The sequence below is a fragment of the Marinomonas sargassi genome (assembly GCF_025716875.1).
Lineage (GTDB): Bacteria > Pseudomonadota > Gammaproteobacteria > Pseudomonadales > Marinomonadaceae > Marinomonas > Marinomonas sargassi.
The window spans coordinates 384,218-398,243 of record NZ_JAOVZB010000003.1 but is presented as its reverse complement, the minus strand read 5'-3'; the positions used below and the strand labels follow the sequence as shown (position 1 = coordinate 398,243).

Below are 14,026 nucleotides of genomic sequence, written 5' to 3'. Positions count from 1 at the left end.
AGAATGACTGCAAGTAAATTAGGCAAGTTTGCCGTAATAGGTCTATCGGCCGCTGTTATTGCGGGTTGTAGCACAACTTCAACTGATACTGACACTTCTGCAGCAACTGAAGATACTGCAGCAGCAGAAACGACAGATGCAGCAACAGACACAGATACTAGTAGTACAGCTGGAGCTGGCCAAGATGCAGCCATCACTAGTGTAGTTGTTGAAGCGGAAGAAGCAGCGGCAACGGCCCTTGATTCTTTAGCTGGTGTAGCAACTGTATTCTACTTTGATTTTGATAAATCTATTGTTCGTCCTGAATCTCGCGAAGCTTTAGCGAAACATGCAGCGTACCTTGTTGCTAATCCTGATGCTCGTGTTGTTTTAGAAGGACATGCTGATGAACGCGGTACTCGTGAGTACAATATGGCTCTAGGTGAGCGTCGTGCAAAAGCAATTAGCCGTTACCTTACTATTCAAGGTGTTGCAGCTTCTCAAATTGAAACGGTTAGTTTTGGTGAAGAAGTTCCAATGGCATTTAGCCATAATGAAGCGGCTTGGCAATTAAACCGTCGTGTTGAAGTACGTTACGAATAATGGCTTTTAAGAACGTCAAACTATGCTCCTTAGCAATGGTGCTGTCTTTGACAGCGCCATTTGCTCTATCTGAGAGCACAAATGCAAATAGCAGAGGGCAAATTTCACCTGATGCTATTGCTGACCTTTTGTTTCAACTAGAAACTTTACAGCTAGAAGTGCAAAGCTTAAGAGGGCAACTAGAAGAACAAGGTCATGCACTTAAACTAATGAAAGCAAGTCAACGCGATAGATATATTGACTTAGATAAGCGCTTGTCATTTATGATGACATCATCAGTAGCTAACTCTAATTCTAACTCGCCTACTGTTGCTCAAACTTCTATTGTAGAATCTAATCAGCCTGTATCTGCTAGAGAGCAAACGTCTCCTGTAGTACAGCCCGTAAGCACTCCTGTTGTCGTAAGTTCTGCATTGGCTCCGGCACCTATTGTTCTTCATTCTCCTACGGATCAGGAGAAACAAGCTTACTCCGATGCCTATAACCTTATTCGTGAAAGAAAATTTGATGAGTCAGAAGTAGCTCTATCCAATTTTGTTGAGGCGTATCCAGACAATACACTGACAGGTAACGGTTATTATTGGTTAGGCGAAGTGAAGCTTGTTCAGGGTAAGTCTGAAGAGGCTATCAAAGCATTTCAAACCGTTCTACAGACATTTCCAGGTCACAGTAAAGAGCCCGATGTTCTTTACAAGTTAGGTACGGTTATAGATCAACTTGGGGATACGGTAAAAGCCAAATCCTATCTTCAAGATGTTATAAAGCGTTTCCCCGATACTAGTTCAGCAAGTAAAGCGGGTGCCTACCTTAGTAAAATTAAATAACTTGAAATATTTAATGGGCTCTGTAAGATTACGAGCCCATTTATTTATGTTTGCAGTTGCTGTTTAAGCTAATTTAATAACAAGTTTTCAGGTTCTTCATCGGTAACAATATGTCACAACTTCTTAATAAATCTGCGCTTCGAGAAACGGTCCAACAATATCTTTCTGAGGCTGAAAAGAGCTTAGAAAAAGAGTTTGTTGATAATGAACAAATCCGTTCAGAAATTAAAGCGCTGTTAAAAGAGCGTAATGCTGCTTTAGTCGCACATTATTATACGGAAGATGCCATTCAAGCTTTAGCGGAAGAGACTGGTGGAATTATTGCTGACTCTTTAGAGATGGCTCGATTTGGCGCGAATCATGAAGCGGAAACCTTGATAGTTGCTGGCGTGAAGTTTATGGGCGAGACCGCTAAAATCCTTAGTCCTGAAAAAACTATTTTAATGCCCACATTAGAGGCGACTTGTTCTCTTGATATCGGCTGCCCAATTGATGAGTTTTCAGCTTTTTGTGATCAGTACCCTGACCGTAAAGTAGTGGTATATGCCAATACATCAGCAGCTGTTAAGGCTAGAGCAGATTGGGTTGTGACCTCTAGTATTGCTTTAGAAGTTGTTGAGCATTTGGTTGAGCAAGGGGAAAAAATTATTTGGGCTCCCGATCAGCATCTGGGTGGCTACATACAGAAAGAAACCGGTGCGGATATGATTCTTTGGGATGGGGCTTGTATTGTCCATGAAGAGTTTAAAGCAAAAGGTATTCTAGATCTAAAGTCTATTTATCCTGATGCGGCTGTTCTTGTTCATCCTGAATCTCCAGAAGCGGTTGTCGAAGTGGCAGATGTTGTGGGATCGACCTCCCAGCTTTTAAAAGCATCGATAGAAATGATAAATGATACTTTTATTGTCGCTACGGACAGAGGTATCTTTTATAAAATGAAACAGGCTTCACCTAATAAGCGCTTTATTGAAGCGCCAACGGCTGGCTCTGGTGCCAACTGCAGAAGTTGTGCCCACTGTCCTTGGATGGCCTTAAATAGTCTAGAAATGTTGCGTGACTCTTTATTGAACTCTTCGGGTGAAATACATATTCCTGAAGAAACTCGATTAAAAGCGCTAATACCATTGCAGCGCATGCTGGACTTTAAAGTCTAACTTTTCAATACGTGTAAAAAAGATTTAGCTTTGCGGGGTAATATATGAGCCAAGAATTCATCAAGTTTATGCGTAACAGAGTATCTCAGCCTATTTTAAATGAACCTGCTCCTAATGTTGCTGAATGGGAGTTGATTCTTGATGCAGCTAGTCGTGCAGCAGATCATGGCAACTTAAAGCCGTGGCGCTTTCGTATTTATGAAGGAGAAGGGCGTAATCAGTTAGGGCAGATCTATTGGCGTCATGCGATGGCTGAAGTTGAATCCATTGCCGATAGTAAGAAAGAGGCTTTTATAAAAAAAGCCTATAGAGCTCCAGCAATTTTACTTATCTATGCTCATGTGCAAGACCACTCCAAAGTCCCTGCAATAGAACAAGTTATGGCAGTATCTGCGGCGGCGCAACAGGCGTTATTAGGGCTAAATGCTTTAGGTTATGGTGCCATATGGCGAACTGGACCTGCTTGCTTCACGCAAGCAACGAAAGATTTGTTAAGTCTTAAAGAGGAAGATCAAATAGTTGGTTTGATTTACGTAGGCACAGCTAAAGATGCCGGAAAAAAAGTTTTAGACACTAAGTTGTCAGACAGGCTTGAGTGGGTAAGAGATTAATTTTTAAAGGAATTGCTTAGTTTTTCTCTTGCAATATTTGTTCTTTATCACTACTATACGCGCCATAAATTACATTGTATGTAAGTTAATGGTGAGCTGTCCGAGTGGCCGAAGGAGCACGCCTGGAAAGCGTGTATGTCGAAAGGCATCAAGAGTTCGAATCTCTTGCTCACCGCCATTATTTTAAAAAAGCCCTTTTAAATCAAGGGTTTTTATAACCTTTTTTGTTTGTCAGGTCATACCTACTTATTTCGTTCTGCTTTAATTTAGATTCTATTAAATTAATAATTTCAGAGTTTTTATACACTTTTGCGTAATCTAAGTGGCTAATAGTGGGATCATTGTTTCTAGGATCTATGTTAGCATCAATTATTGCTTTTACTTTCTCTGCTTCATTCTTGTAGATAGCTTCTTGTAAATCTTTATGAGTAGACTCCATATCGGTTAATAAAGGTGTGTTGGATGTCTGATTGTTTCCGCAATGCTTACAGATTTTGGTATCAAGTTTTATCAGCTCAGCACACAGTTTGCATTTCTTTTGGTTTCCGCTTTTAAGTATTCCGTCATCATCTTTGCTTGTTACGAGAGAGAGTATAGTTCCTATAGGGCCTAAGAGTGCGCCAATAAAAAATCATCCTATACCGCTTCTACCTTTTCCTGATGCTATAGTTGCAGATATTAGCCCGCAAGCTATCCAGAAAATTAACCATCCCATGTTTATGTACTCCTAATTTTTAAAGGCTGTAAAGTGCCATACTATTTATATGCTTTGAATTATAAGTCTATTCTAACCTACTTTAGATATATCTAATGTAGTGAGCAGGGTTTCATTACTTCGTGTATAGTTTTTTCTCGTAATTGTAAGATATAAGAGTTATCAAAAACTACACTCATTTTAGTTTAAAGCTGTTTATTGATATGGAGTAAACATGGAAAGGAAAAACCAATTAAAAGAGCTTGCTAGGACGTGTGGAACAGAAATTACTTGTCCTTATTGTGAATACCAACTAGATAAGATCCCTAAGCGTAAAGCAAAATGTAAATCATGTAAGAAGTCTATATACCCTCGAAACGAGTCGTTGTCAGGCAAGATACGATTGTATCGATTTCTAATAGAGGAATTAAAAGCTTTATCTGATGGTAATTGGGAGGCTTGGTTTGAAGCTAATGGAGATGTGCTTGAAGCCCGTAAATACCTTGCGAAGGAATGGAAGCTGGATGAAGTAAATGTCTTGGTTTCAGATGCCAAGTGGAGAGTTTTGAATAAAAATTTATCCATTGGGGTGTCCCAAAATGATTGGGAGGGAGTGTTTTTAACTTATTGCTCAATGTTAAGGCAAATACAAGGTGAGAAAAATACTAATAGTGGCTTATTAGCTAGTTTAGTTGCTGGATTTATGATTTCTGGTTATGGTCGGGAGAGAGAATCAATTTTTTCCAATAGTGCATATAGGATTGGCAGGCCTCAATACACTTTGATACATCAACTGGCTATAAATCCAGATGATATTTTAAGTTTAATTCAAGAAACTGATGCTGGTAAAACTTATTGTAGCCTATTAGGGGGTTCTTTAAATACGATTATTGATCGCTATAAAGCTGAGGTAAGTGAAGATAAGGAGAAATTAAAGAGTTTAAAAAAGGGGGGAGTGTAAGGTCTGCAGTTATCAATGATATTGAGTCATCTAGGGAAAAGGTTAATAACTCTAACAAATCTAAAATCTCAATATTTGTAATGTGTATTTTGTTTTCGGCTCTATTAATTTCTATTTTTTAACTTAGTCCTCTTTAGGGGATCAAAAAAATCCTATACAGACCTTCGAAAACTCTTATAATTTTCCGACACATTAATGCGAGATACGACATGTTACCCCTATCGGCGATGGAGAAAGTATCGTGAGGTCACACAACGGAAGCTGATCCAATGAAAGCAAAAGGCAGCTTTGCCCAGATACGTCAATCCATTGTCGATCAAAAGATTATGCAAGATCTCGATTTTCGGCATTTGAACTTCGATCACTTTGACCTTGCAGGTGCGCATTTTATTCACTGTATGTTCGATGGTTGTGTGTTTAAAAAGAGTGATTTAAGTAAGACGTTTTTTAGTGAATGCAGCATGACGAATGCGCAATTCTCCGATAACTATTATCGTTCTGCCCAACTTGTTAAGTGTCTACTAGATAGCAGCCAATGGCATGGCGAGGTCAAAAAATTAAATTTCAGTGATTGTTCAGTTAAGGCGTCTGTTTGGAATCAAGTAACACTGACTTTTTGTGCTTTTAGTTTGGGGGATTTATCCAACGCTCAGTTTAATTATTGCCAATGGCTAACCGTATCTCTTACTAAGCTGATAATGAACGATACTGAATTTCAACATAACCAATTTATCAAAGTCTCGTGGATGGATACAGATTTTTCCACATTGATGCTGAAGCATTGCGAGTTTGAAAGGGTGTTATTACTTCAATGTGATTTGAGTGGTTTAGATTTCTCTAATTTGAAGTTTCATTTTTGTACTTGTAATGGTAACCGTTTAGTAAAAACCAATTTTTATGGGGCCACGGTAAGCAACTGCAGTTTTTCCAACAGTGAGCTGGAATCGGTGGATTTTCGTCAGGCCAAATTGATGAAATCCTTGTTTACAAAGAGTGTTCTCAAGAATTGTCAGTTTGATGGGGGCGATTTGGATAATAGTAAATTTACCGACGCGCATTTACAGGATTGTTCTCTGATTGGGTGTGATTTAACCCAGTCGATTTTTAAACAAGCCAATATGTCGAAGGTTAATTTTTCCCATAGTCAGCTAGCCTATGCCAACCTAAGTTATGCTCAACTTAGCCAATGCATTTTTAATCATGTTCAGTTAAATTCCACCAATATTCATTCTCTAAAAGAAGATAAATGCCAATGGAAAGGGGTAAAAAATCAGGTTTTTTAGAGCAGGATGAACAACAAATTGCCATGGATAAGCGGTTAAAAACGTACGATTAAATAACAATTTTTTCATAGGAGAAAATAGATGGACGCACAGTTGCATTTACAACCCTACGCAACGCCTGAGTCTTTGGCGTCCATACTTCCTGTTACTATTACATCTTCGGGGCGCGAATATTCTGTAGTGATAATTTAGAGATGATATCTTTTGCTATGCTACTCGTTGCTGAAACAATGGCTTGCGGCCAAGAATTACGTTTGCAATTAAATAGTTCTTCTAGCCCATCTAAAGGGGCGTTACGATACATTGCGCTTGTGATCAGAAATTTTTCATCGAACTTTATATTGTGGTCTTGTAGGGCATCGATAAAACTCTGTTTTTTTAGTTGTGTTGATCTATGGGTGCCTGTGATTCCTGCAAAAGCAAAGCGCCTTACTGAGTGGTCGTTGTGTAGGTGGGCTACTAGATCAAACATGCCCTTTTGTGCAGAGAAACCTATATCAATATAGCCGGGTACATCGCTATTAATGGTTATTATGGGGATGCCTGAAAACTTGCTTAGAAAGCTCGCGTGCTCTTCACGAGAGATAAAACGGCTCAAAGACCCTATTGGTATGATAATGCCATCAATTAAGTCTAAATCTATTAGCTCAAAAATTCTGTGACGAGACATATCAGTGGGGGTATGTTTGGCAAACTTCGACCCAGAAAAGCATAAAATATTATAATTATGCTGTTTCGCGAAGTCAGCGGCCCCAAAAATGATACCTTCTGTAAAAGGTGTTGCCATTGTATTAGTTAAAATGGCGATAGTTGGGTAATTGTTTTTTAGGCTATTTATTTTTGTCATTATTATCGCTAATAAGCCTCATTAAAACTCAGAAGTGCAAACTGTTACTTACCATAAATTGAATATAACGGCTTTGAATATCAAATACCTATTTTGTAAACAAAAATAAACATATTGGTATTAAATAAACATAAATACACATTATTCTTAGGGTCAAAAATCTTAATGTGATAACTTTTTTATGTCGTTTTAAAATTAGGTTTTTACAGCTCAAACAGCTTGTCTGCTTGCTTAAAAAGAATAGGTTTGCCCGTATTAGTTGTAGAGGCGACTGTCATTTTTGCTTTTAGCATTAGTTGCTTGCTGTCTGTTAGGTAAATTTCTTGATAAAAGGCTATTTTAAGCTTTGATACTTGTTTAGCTGTTGTGGTGATATAAAATCGGTCATTGCTTTTCAGAGAGCGTTTGTAATCTAATTCTGCTTTAGTGAGAACTAGATTTATGCCTTGCGATGTAATTTCGGCAAAATCTAGTCCCTTAGAGTGAATGAATTGATGTCGTGCATGTTCTAAGTAGTTTTGATAAACGGCATTGTTTACTATGCCCTGCATATCACACTCATAATCTCGTACTTCAAAGTTGACACTGTGAGTTTGATTTATAGGGTTATTCATAATTTAGCCTTTAGAAATATCTATTTACGGTGAACGACACAGTTTTTTCCAGACTTTTTAGCATGTACTAAGAAATCTTCAGATCGTTTTATAAGGTCGCTTGGGCTTTCGTTGCCGAACAGAGTGGCAACACCTATAGAAACCGTAACAGAATCAAGAATAGTCTTAGTGTTTTTATTACGGATTTTTTGAACTGATACTTTTTTACGTAAATTTTCTGCAAATTGAGAGGCTAAACTCAGTTCCGTTTCACTAAGCAATATTGCAAATTGTCCGCCATTTAACCTAGCTAGATGAGAACCCTCAGGTGTATGGCTGGATAATAGTTTTGCAAAATAGCGTATCAGTGATGTGCAAATGGCTTTGCTATTTTCTTCATTGATTTTCTTTAGGTTATCTATATCAACAAAAAGTAAGCTGAGGTCATCTTCTGAATAGGGAGCAAGGGAAAATAGTGCTCTCTCTAAGCCTTTTCTATTCATTAATGAGGTTAGCTGGTCTAATTCCGTATTGAGTTTAGCATCCGATAGCTCTGCTTTCAGTAAATCTATTTCTTCTTGAGCTGCGATTAAGGTTTCACTAAATTGTTCTACAATTTGATTGACTTGAAATGTGCGTTGTTCAAGTAAGGATGTTAATTTCTCGATGTGAGCGACGTCGTTTGCTTTATTGATCGCTTTGGTAGCTTTGCTGAGAGTTCTTTTAAAATTTTTCAGCTCATCGTTAACTTGGTCTGTTTCGTTAGCCAAGTCATGAGTGAGCTTTTTAAGAGTAGGTCCCTGAGATTGAGCGCATTGAAAGTCTTCAGTTAAGATGAACTCATTGAAAATATCTTGAGAGACGAAAGCAGGGAGGCCACCGAATTTACGTAATGCTTTGTCTACAGAGGCGTTTAATTTTGGAGTACGATTGGAAACGTATTCAAACCAAACTCCATAATTGAATGGTGTTGGCGGTATGTCCAATTTAGCCATCAAAGGGATGGCTGCCTTCATAAGTGAGTTAGCTTGGTTTACATCTTGTTGGAACATAACACCTCTATTACTAAACCTTTCTTAGTAAACTGTTCCATTATTTACTATAAGAAAAAACGTTGTAGGGAGAAAAATTAGTGGTTAATTCGTTAACCCATCTAGTTATCGACCTATTGAGGAAGTTCTTTAGCTAAAAAAGAGTTTTTTTAGCTGCTTTAGCCTCCTGAAAGTTTGCTTTTATAACCCTCTTTTTCAAGTAGCTCTTTGAGCTTTTGTCTATTGTCTCCTTGAATTTCAATTTGACCGTTTTTAACTGCGCCACCAGTACCGCATTGGCTTTTAAGTTTCTTACCGAGTTTTTTTAACTCAGCTTCAGTAAGAGGAAGGCCTTTTACAATGCTAACCCCTTTGCCTTTACGGCCTTTCGTCTCTAGGAATATCAAAACGTTACCATCGCCAAGTATGCTGTCACTTTTGCATTGGCAATCTGAAATTGCATTCCCACAATCTGGGCACATTCGACCTTGGTCTGTGGAGTATACGATGTTCTTACTTTTCATTACTTAGCCTTTTATTTTGAACTGCGGTGGTGTGATGATTGATCCCTAATATTGATTAGAGAAGCTTAATCGTACATCAGGTTATCCGCTTTATTCTTATCAAATTCTTTGATTGATTTTCGCGCCAACTGACGGAAGGGAAGTGCCTTAACAACCTCCTCAAAGGGTTGTATAGCAAAAGCCCAGAATATCGAAACATCAAAGTATAAAATTAATAATGCGCACAAGGGGATAGAGATAACCCACTGTCCTATGAAGTTAATTTTAAATACTGAAGTTGTTTTCCCTAGTGCTCTCAATACATGGCCATGGACAGTATTGTAGCCTCTTACAATGGGCAACAAAATGTAGAGAGGGGCTATCAAGTTGAGCGCAATATAGGTTTCTTCTTCTAAGTCGGGGTAGATACTTGGCAACATTAAGCTGAATAGGAAAAAAAGGAATGCACAGGCAATGGAAACCATCACGGCAACATCAATACTCTTGTTGATGTTGTAAGGTAAATTTTCCAGCTTTCGTGAACCTATCATCTGACTAATACTAATGGCAGAAGAGTGCGCCCATGCAGTAATGAATTGGCTACCACCCTTAAGCCATGGCATGACAAGAGTAATAGCAACATAAGCGTTGATATTAAGTTGAGAGTAGAGAAGTTGGTAGATACTAATGCCAATCTGCAGAATAGTAATGTTGGCGGCAACAGGAAAAACCTCGATACAATGTGAGCGGATACTGCTTATAAACTCAGATAGATTGGTAGTTAGCGTTAGGTTTAATTCTCTATCCAACTTTATATATGCCATTAAATAAAAAGTTCGAATTAACATGGCAAGTAAGCTGCCCAGTGCAGCACCTTCAACGCCCATGCCTACAATGTTTTGAAACCCATAAATTAAAAGGTATGACAACAAAACGTTGCATGGCATTTCGATTAGATAGCCTTTTAAAGGGATTTTACTTTGCCCTCTGCTATTGAATAAAGCGACTTGTACCTGAGTAATAGCAGTGAGGGGAATAAGATACTGTGCGTATGTTAGGTAGCCATGGGTCTTGACCTGTAAAACAGTATCCTTGGTTAAAGCTGTGATGAGATCTAGGCTGAAAAAATGCAGCAGCAGCCAAAAACAGAAAGCAACAGAGAAGTTTATTGTGAGTCCACTCCAAAAACCTTTAGAAAGGGCTTCTTGGTTATTGGAGCCAACTGCGCGGCTTAGAACAAGCTGAGTGCCGTTTGCCAGAGCCATCTGTATGCCTAAAATAAATATTAAGATGGCACCAGAAATTCCCATAGCGGCGAGTGGAATTTCTCCAAGAGGAGAAACTAATAGCGTGTCTATCATCAGCATGGACTGCATCAATAGGCCGTTCAGAGCTAATGGCCAAGCTAGAGCAATATTTTTTCTAAGGTAAGATGGTGAGGACGACATGCTTTTCCTTTCAAGTTACTAGGTTTTTATATAGAAGTAACCCATTGATAGTTTTAAATATTATCTCACAAAAATCACGATAAGGTGTATGCACTAGAGGGGAGGAAATTAACGTCACCTAAATAGCTAGTTAGGTGACGTTAATGGCTTATCCGTCGTTCGGTCGTTCTTTCAGCTGTGCTGTAAAACGCTCCCCACAAGTTGGTTGTTCGTCTGTATTTTTAGCCAGAGGACGAATGACCCCATCTTTACGATAAAAGCCAATATCATTCAGCTGGCTATTATCCAGATGACGCAAAGCCTCGTTAGTGCGACGAGTGATTAGATATTCTTTCGCGATGTTTAGTAGGGCGATGATGCTCATAAGTTGTCTCCAAAAAAGTGTTTTTTGCGAAACTTACGAGGTTATTTGTTCAGGAGACCGCGTAAATTTCGCGGTCAATGTTGGCTTTACACAGGCATTGAACGCACAAGCGAAAAAGATGTCACTCGATTAATTCGGGACACCATAGAGGTAGCGATATGTTTAAGTACATAAGTCATGTTCATATAGCTTCTCCTTGATTCTTTGTGCATTGGATGTGTAAAAAGTACTCTATTAAAGAGTCTCTTTATTGAGCCCGAATGGTATTTATATGTCAATTAGTTATATGAAAATAACACTATTTTTTTATTTCTTTTAATTTAAAACGGTGTGTTGCTTCCTAGGAAAGCAATTTGTCATGAAGAGCCGATAATATTGGGTTTTGCTGTATAATCGTGCCTCATTCTTTGATGCGCAATTTTTCAGGTATCAAATAAACCTCTAGGGAAGATGCGAACAAATTCACTGGCTTCAGTGTGTGGATAAACCTTTATTATTCGCACCTTCCCTAGCAATATTAAAAGTAGTAAGTAGTTTTTATGGCCATTAAAGCGACAGTATATAAAGCAACAGTTCAAGTGTCTGATATGGATAGGCATCATTATCAAGGTTATGACTTGACCTTGGCGTTACATCCGTCTGAAACGGAAGAACGTATGATGGTGCGATTGGCGGCATTTGCTTTATTAGCGGATGAGAAAGAAGGCACAGAGCAATTGAGCTTTACAAAAGGCATTAGCACGGAAGATGAGCCAGATCTATGGCAGAAAAACTTCTCGGATGAGATTCTAATGTGGGTAGAGTTGGGTCAGCCAGATGAAAAACGTTTAAGAAAGGCCTGTGGAAGAGCCCAACAAGTCATTATTGTCAATTACAATGACAAATCAGATATCTGGTGGGAGCAAAATAAAGGCAAAACAAGCCGTTTTGATAATATTAGAATACTGCAATTTCCTGAACAGCAGGTGCAGGCTTTAGAGAAGCTTTGCTCTCGATCGATGCAGCTTAATGTTACTATTCAAGACAGCGAAATGTGGGTGTCTAGTGAGCTTGGCGAATGTGCTTTAACACCAATATGGCGCGGCGAGTCCTAATAAATAGGATTGTTTAATATAGGCAGTTGCGCATTAGGCACATTCCCAATGCGCAACAGCAAGCTTATTACCGCTAATTAGGCTATCTATTTAAAGTTCTTTGAAATAAAGCGATGGCTTTTGTATAACACTCTAATGCCAATGCTGGGTCGTATCGATCACCTTCATCTCGCATAAACGCATGCTGGCCATTAAATTCATGCCAAGTGAAAAGGCGCTCCGTATCCATTAATTGTTGGTATATTTTTTGACGGCCTTCTGTTGGCACATGAGGGTCTTGTTTCCCCCACACCATGGTTATTTCACCTTGAATCTCAGCAGTTCGGGTAAATGAGTCGTTACCTTCCTTACATGGAATGGTATTGGAATGTATGTCTGTTGCGTACAAACAAAAAGCTGCTTGAATTCTAGGGTTTAACGCCGCGCGGTATGCAAGGTGCCCACCTAAGCACACCCCCATAGAGCCAAATTGCCCATTACAATATTCGGCATTTTCAAAAGCACTAATCATAGCCACAGTGTCTGTATCGTGATCTTCTAATGGCTTGGTAAATTTATCCGTATTACCTTTGTCTTTACCTGCATCGTCATAACTTAAAACAGTGCCGATCGGATTTAATTCGTGAAAAACCTCAGGGACGATAACAACAAAACCGTGACCTGCCATCAATGCGGCAGATCGAGCTATGGGGGCAGTTTGTTGGAATATTTCAGAGTAGAAGATAATGCAAGGAAAGCGGCCTTCAGCGTTTGGGTGATATACAGTACAGCGCATGGTGCCAGTGGGTGTAGTAATATCTTGGTCGTGTTTCTGAATAATCATAATGTCCCTTAAGTAACTGAGTGTATTTCATTATGATATTCGACCAATAGATGAGAAACAAATAGACGACTATAAAAAGAGAGCGAAGCATTGCGGATTTTATTGATTAGCGCGTATGAAGCAAAAAGCCATAAGGCATGGGCGACATGTTTGATGGAAGGCTTACCTGAGCACAGTTGGGAGTACATTTATTTACCTGCTCGCCATTTTGCTTGGCGAATTCGTGGTAATGCAATGAGCTTTGCTTTTGACCCAAAGTTTAAAGCAAGTTTAGAAAAACCATACGATCTAGTGATTGCTACCTCAATGACAGATTGTATAGGGCTAAAAGCCTTCTGCCCTGATCTGCAAAATATCCCTTGGCTTTTGTACTTCCATGAAAACCAATTTGCGTACCCTGCTAGTGATAAGCAGCAAGGGGTTGTCGAAATGCAAATGATGACTTTATATAGCGCCTTAGCAGTAGATCAATGCATCTTTAATAGTCAATTTAATCGCAACTCATTTTTTAATGGGGCTCGTGCGTTATTAAATAAATTGCCTGATTATGTTTCCCCCGATTGGCTAACCAGAACCCAAGAAAAGTCCATAGTATTGCCTGTCCCTTTAGATATATCCCTCCAACATCCCAGTTCCCCCACTGTTTTTGAAAGCGATAATCCAATCAAACTGGTGTGGTCCGCTCGTTGGGAGTTTGATAAGGGCCCCGATAGGTTACAGGCCATTCTTCAAGAACTAGAGAATAGGGGAGTGAATTATCAAATTGCTATTTTAGGAGAGCAGTTCCGCTCTATTCCTGATGAATTCGAGCAAATCAAAGTGAAATTTTTACACCGGATTACACAGTTTGGTTATGTGGAAAAGCGCAGTGATTACCTGAAAATTTTATCCTCTTCGGACATGGTGCTATCCACTGCGTTACATGAATTTCAAGGCCTGTCTGTTTTAGAAGCGGTTTCCTTAGGTTGTATTCCAATTTTACCTAATCGCCAAGTTTATACGGAAATTTTTGATGAATTTCATCTTTATCAAAGCGACTTGGACGATGTTTGCAAAGAGGCCAAGGGGGCTGCGGATCTGATTATTCAGCGTACTGAGGTTCCAGTACTGCCCTTGCTTGAGTCTTATTTAGGAAATGAATTGATAAAGAAGTATCATAAGTTGATAGAAAAGCTAAAAGTACGGGTGTTTAAATGAAATAAGGAAAAAATTAG

15 protein-coding genes and 1 tRNA gene are annotated in these 14,026 nt (G+C 39.0%); 9 read left to right on the top strand and 7 right to left on the bottom strand.

From position 1 onward, the window contains the following. The first annotated feature begins 3 nt into the window (after nucleotides 1-3). The 7 genes from pal to OFY17_RS08715 all read left to right on the top strand — a co-directional run bounded on the left by pal (nucleotide 4) and on the right by OFY17_RS08715 (nucleotide 6,109). Nucleotides 4-582: a peptidoglycan-associated lipoprotein Pal gene (gene pal / locus OFY17_RS08745; protein WP_263530344.1), complete on the top strand. Its 579-nt coding sequence runs from the start codon at nucleotides 4-6 to the stop codon at nucleotides 580-582. Next, nucleotides 582-1,406 (top strand): tol-pal system protein YbgF, encoded by an 825-nt coding sequence (gene ybgF, locus OFY17_RS08740; protein ID WP_263530343.1) that lies wholly within the window; start codon nucleotides 582-584, stop codon nucleotides 1,404-1,406. The genes pal and ybgF overlap by 1 nt, the downstream gene beginning before the upstream one ends. Before the next feature lie 110 nt (nucleotides 1,407-1,516). Continuing rightward, a complete protein-coding gene (nadA, locus tag OFY17_RS08735) occupies nucleotides 1,517-2,560 on the top strand; it encodes a quinolinate synthase NadA (protein ID WP_263530342.1) in 1,044 nt (347 codons plus the stop codon). A gap of 44 nt (nucleotides 2,561-2,604) precedes the next feature. Further along, nucleotides 2,605-3,171 (top strand): nitroreductase family protein, encoded by a 567-nt coding sequence (locus OFY17_RS08730; protein WP_263530341.1) that lies wholly within the window; start codon nucleotides 2,605-2,607, stop codon nucleotides 3,169-3,171. A gap of 90 nt (nucleotides 3,172-3,261) precedes the next feature. Beyond that, a tRNA-Ser gene (locus tag OFY17_RS08725) sits at nucleotides 3,262-3,349 on the top strand. A gap of 751 nt (nucleotides 3,350-4,100) precedes the next feature. After that, on the top strand, nucleotides 4,101-4,826 hold the full coding sequence (locus OFY17_RS08720) for a hypothetical protein (RefSeq protein WP_263530340.1): 726 nt from the start codon (nucleotides 4,101-4,103) through the stop codon (nucleotides 4,824-4,826). A 269-nt stretch (nucleotides 4,827-5,095) separates the two neighbouring features. Then, nucleotides 5,096-6,109, top strand: coding sequence for a pentapeptide repeat-containing protein (locus tag OFY17_RS08715; protein ID WP_263530339.1), 1,014 nt, complete (start codon nucleotides 5,096-5,098; stop codon nucleotides 6,107-6,109). 151 nt (nucleotides 6,110-6,260) lie between these two features. Here the strand turns inward: OFY17_RS08715 and OFY17_RS08710 are convergent, their stop codons facing one another. The 6 genes from OFY17_RS08710 to OFY17_RS08685 form a co-directional block, all read right to left on the bottom strand. Next, nucleotides 6,261-6,956, bottom strand: a complete 696-nt coding sequence (locus OFY17_RS08710) for a LacI family DNA-binding transcriptional regulator (protein ID WP_263530338.1) — start codon at nucleotides 6,954-6,956, stop codon at nucleotides 6,261-6,263. Between the two features lie 203 nt (nucleotides 6,957-7,159). Beyond that, a complete protein-coding gene (locus tag OFY17_RS08705; protein ID WP_263530337.1) occupies nucleotides 7,160-7,570 on the bottom strand; it encodes an acyl-CoA thioesterase in 411 nt (136 codons plus the stop codon). Between the two features lie 20 nt (nucleotides 7,571-7,590). Further along, a complete protein-coding gene (locus OFY17_RS08700; RefSeq protein ID WP_263530336.1) occupies nucleotides 7,591-8,601 on the bottom strand; it encodes a GGDEF domain-containing protein in 1,011 nt (336 codons plus the stop codon). Nucleotides 8,602-8,759: 158 nt separating this feature from the next. Then, on the bottom strand, nucleotides 8,760-9,104 hold the full coding sequence (yciH, locus tag OFY17_RS08695; protein ID WP_263530335.1) for a stress response translation initiation inhibitor YciH: 345 nt from the start codon (nucleotides 9,102-9,104) through the stop codon (nucleotides 8,760-8,762). Nucleotides 9,105-9,169: 65 nt separating this feature from the next. Continuing rightward, nucleotides 9,170-10,531, bottom strand: coding sequence for an MATE family efflux transporter (locus tag OFY17_RS08690; RefSeq protein ID WP_263530334.1), 1,362 nt, complete (start codon nucleotides 10,529-10,531; stop codon nucleotides 9,170-9,172). Nucleotides 10,532-10,679: 148 nt separating this feature from the next. After that, nucleotides 10,680-10,895, bottom strand: coding sequence for a hypothetical protein (locus tag OFY17_RS08685; protein WP_263530333.1), 216 nt, complete (start codon nucleotides 10,893-10,895; stop codon nucleotides 10,680-10,682). Nucleotides 10,896-11,434: 539 nt separating this feature from the next. Here OFY17_RS08685 and OFY17_RS08680 point away from each other — a divergent pair. Then, a complete protein-coding gene (locus tag OFY17_RS08680) occupies nucleotides 11,435-11,989 on the top strand; it encodes a YaeQ family protein (RefSeq protein WP_263530332.1) in 555 nt (184 codons plus the stop codon). Nucleotides 11,990-12,071: 82 nt separating this feature from the next. On the opposite strand, the gene OFY17_RS08675 is transcribed toward OFY17_RS08680, so the two are convergent. Further along, nucleotides 12,072-12,812, bottom strand: a complete 741-nt coding sequence (locus OFY17_RS08675) for a dienelactone hydrolase family protein (RefSeq protein WP_263530331.1) — start codon at nucleotides 12,810-12,812, stop codon at nucleotides 12,072-12,074. 102 nt (nucleotides 12,813-12,914) lie between these two features. Between OFY17_RS08675 and OFY17_RS08670 the strand changes: the two genes are divergently transcribed. Continuing rightward, the gene (locus OFY17_RS08670) at nucleotides 12,915-14,009 is read left to right on the top strand and encodes a tRNA-queuosine alpha-mannosyltransferase domain-containing protein (RefSeq protein WP_263530330.1); all 1,095 of its coding nucleotides are present in this window, start codon (nucleotides 12,915-12,917) and stop codon (nucleotides 14,007-14,009) included. The last annotated feature ends 17 nt before the right edge of the window (nucleotides 14,010-14,026 follow it).

Bases quoted from the DNA above. Each gene is read 5' to 3' on its own strand.
- pal (WP_263530344.1), top strand. From the start codon at position 4: ATGACTGCAAGTAAATTAGGCAAGTTTGCCGTAATAGGTCTATCGGCC.
- ybgF (WP_263530343.1), top strand. From the start codon at position 582: ATGGCTTTTAAGAACGTCAAACTATGCTCCTTAGCAATGGTGCTGTCT.
- nadA (WP_263530342.1), top strand. From the start codon at position 1,517: ATGTCACAACTTCTTAATAAATCTGCGCTTCGAGAAACGGTCCAACAA.
- OFY17_RS08730 (WP_263530341.1), top strand. From the start codon at position 2,605: ATGAGCCAAGAATTCATCAAGTTTATGCGTAACAGAGTATCTCAGCCT.
- OFY17_RS08720 (WP_263530340.1), top strand. From the start codon at position 4,101: ATGGAAAGGAAAAACCAATTAAAAGAGCTTGCTAGGACGTGTGGAACA.
- OFY17_RS08715 (WP_263530339.1), top strand. From the start codon at position 5,096: ATGAAAGCAAAAGGCAGCTTTGCCCAGATACGTCAATCCATTGTCGAT.
- OFY17_RS08710 (WP_263530338.1), bottom strand. From the start codon at position 6,956: ATGACAAAAATAAATAGCCTAAAAAACAATTACCCAACTATCGCCATT.
- OFY17_RS08705 (WP_263530337.1), bottom strand. From the start codon at position 7,570: ATGAATAACCCTATAAATCAAACTCACAGTGTCAACTTTGAAGTACGA.
- OFY17_RS08700 (WP_263530336.1), bottom strand. From the start codon at position 8,601: ATGTTCCAACAAGATGTAAACCAAGCTAACTCACTTATGAAGGCAGCC.
- yciH (WP_263530335.1), bottom strand. From the start codon at position 9,104: ATGAAAAGTAAGAACATCGTATACTCCACAGACCAAGGTCGAATGTGC.
- OFY17_RS08690 (WP_263530334.1), bottom strand. From the start codon at position 10,531: ATGTCGTCCTCACCATCTTACCTTAGAAAAAATATTGCTCTAGCTTGG.
- OFY17_RS08685 (WP_263530333.1), bottom strand. From the start codon at position 10,895: ATGAGCATCATCGCCCTACTAAACATCGCGAAAGAATATCTAATCACT.
- OFY17_RS08680 (WP_263530332.1), top strand. From the start codon at position 11,435: ATGGCCATTAAAGCGACAGTATATAAAGCAACAGTTCAAGTGTCTGAT.
- OFY17_RS08675 (WP_263530331.1), bottom strand. From the start codon at position 12,812: ATGATTATTCAGAAACACGACCAAGATATTACTACACCCACTGGCACC.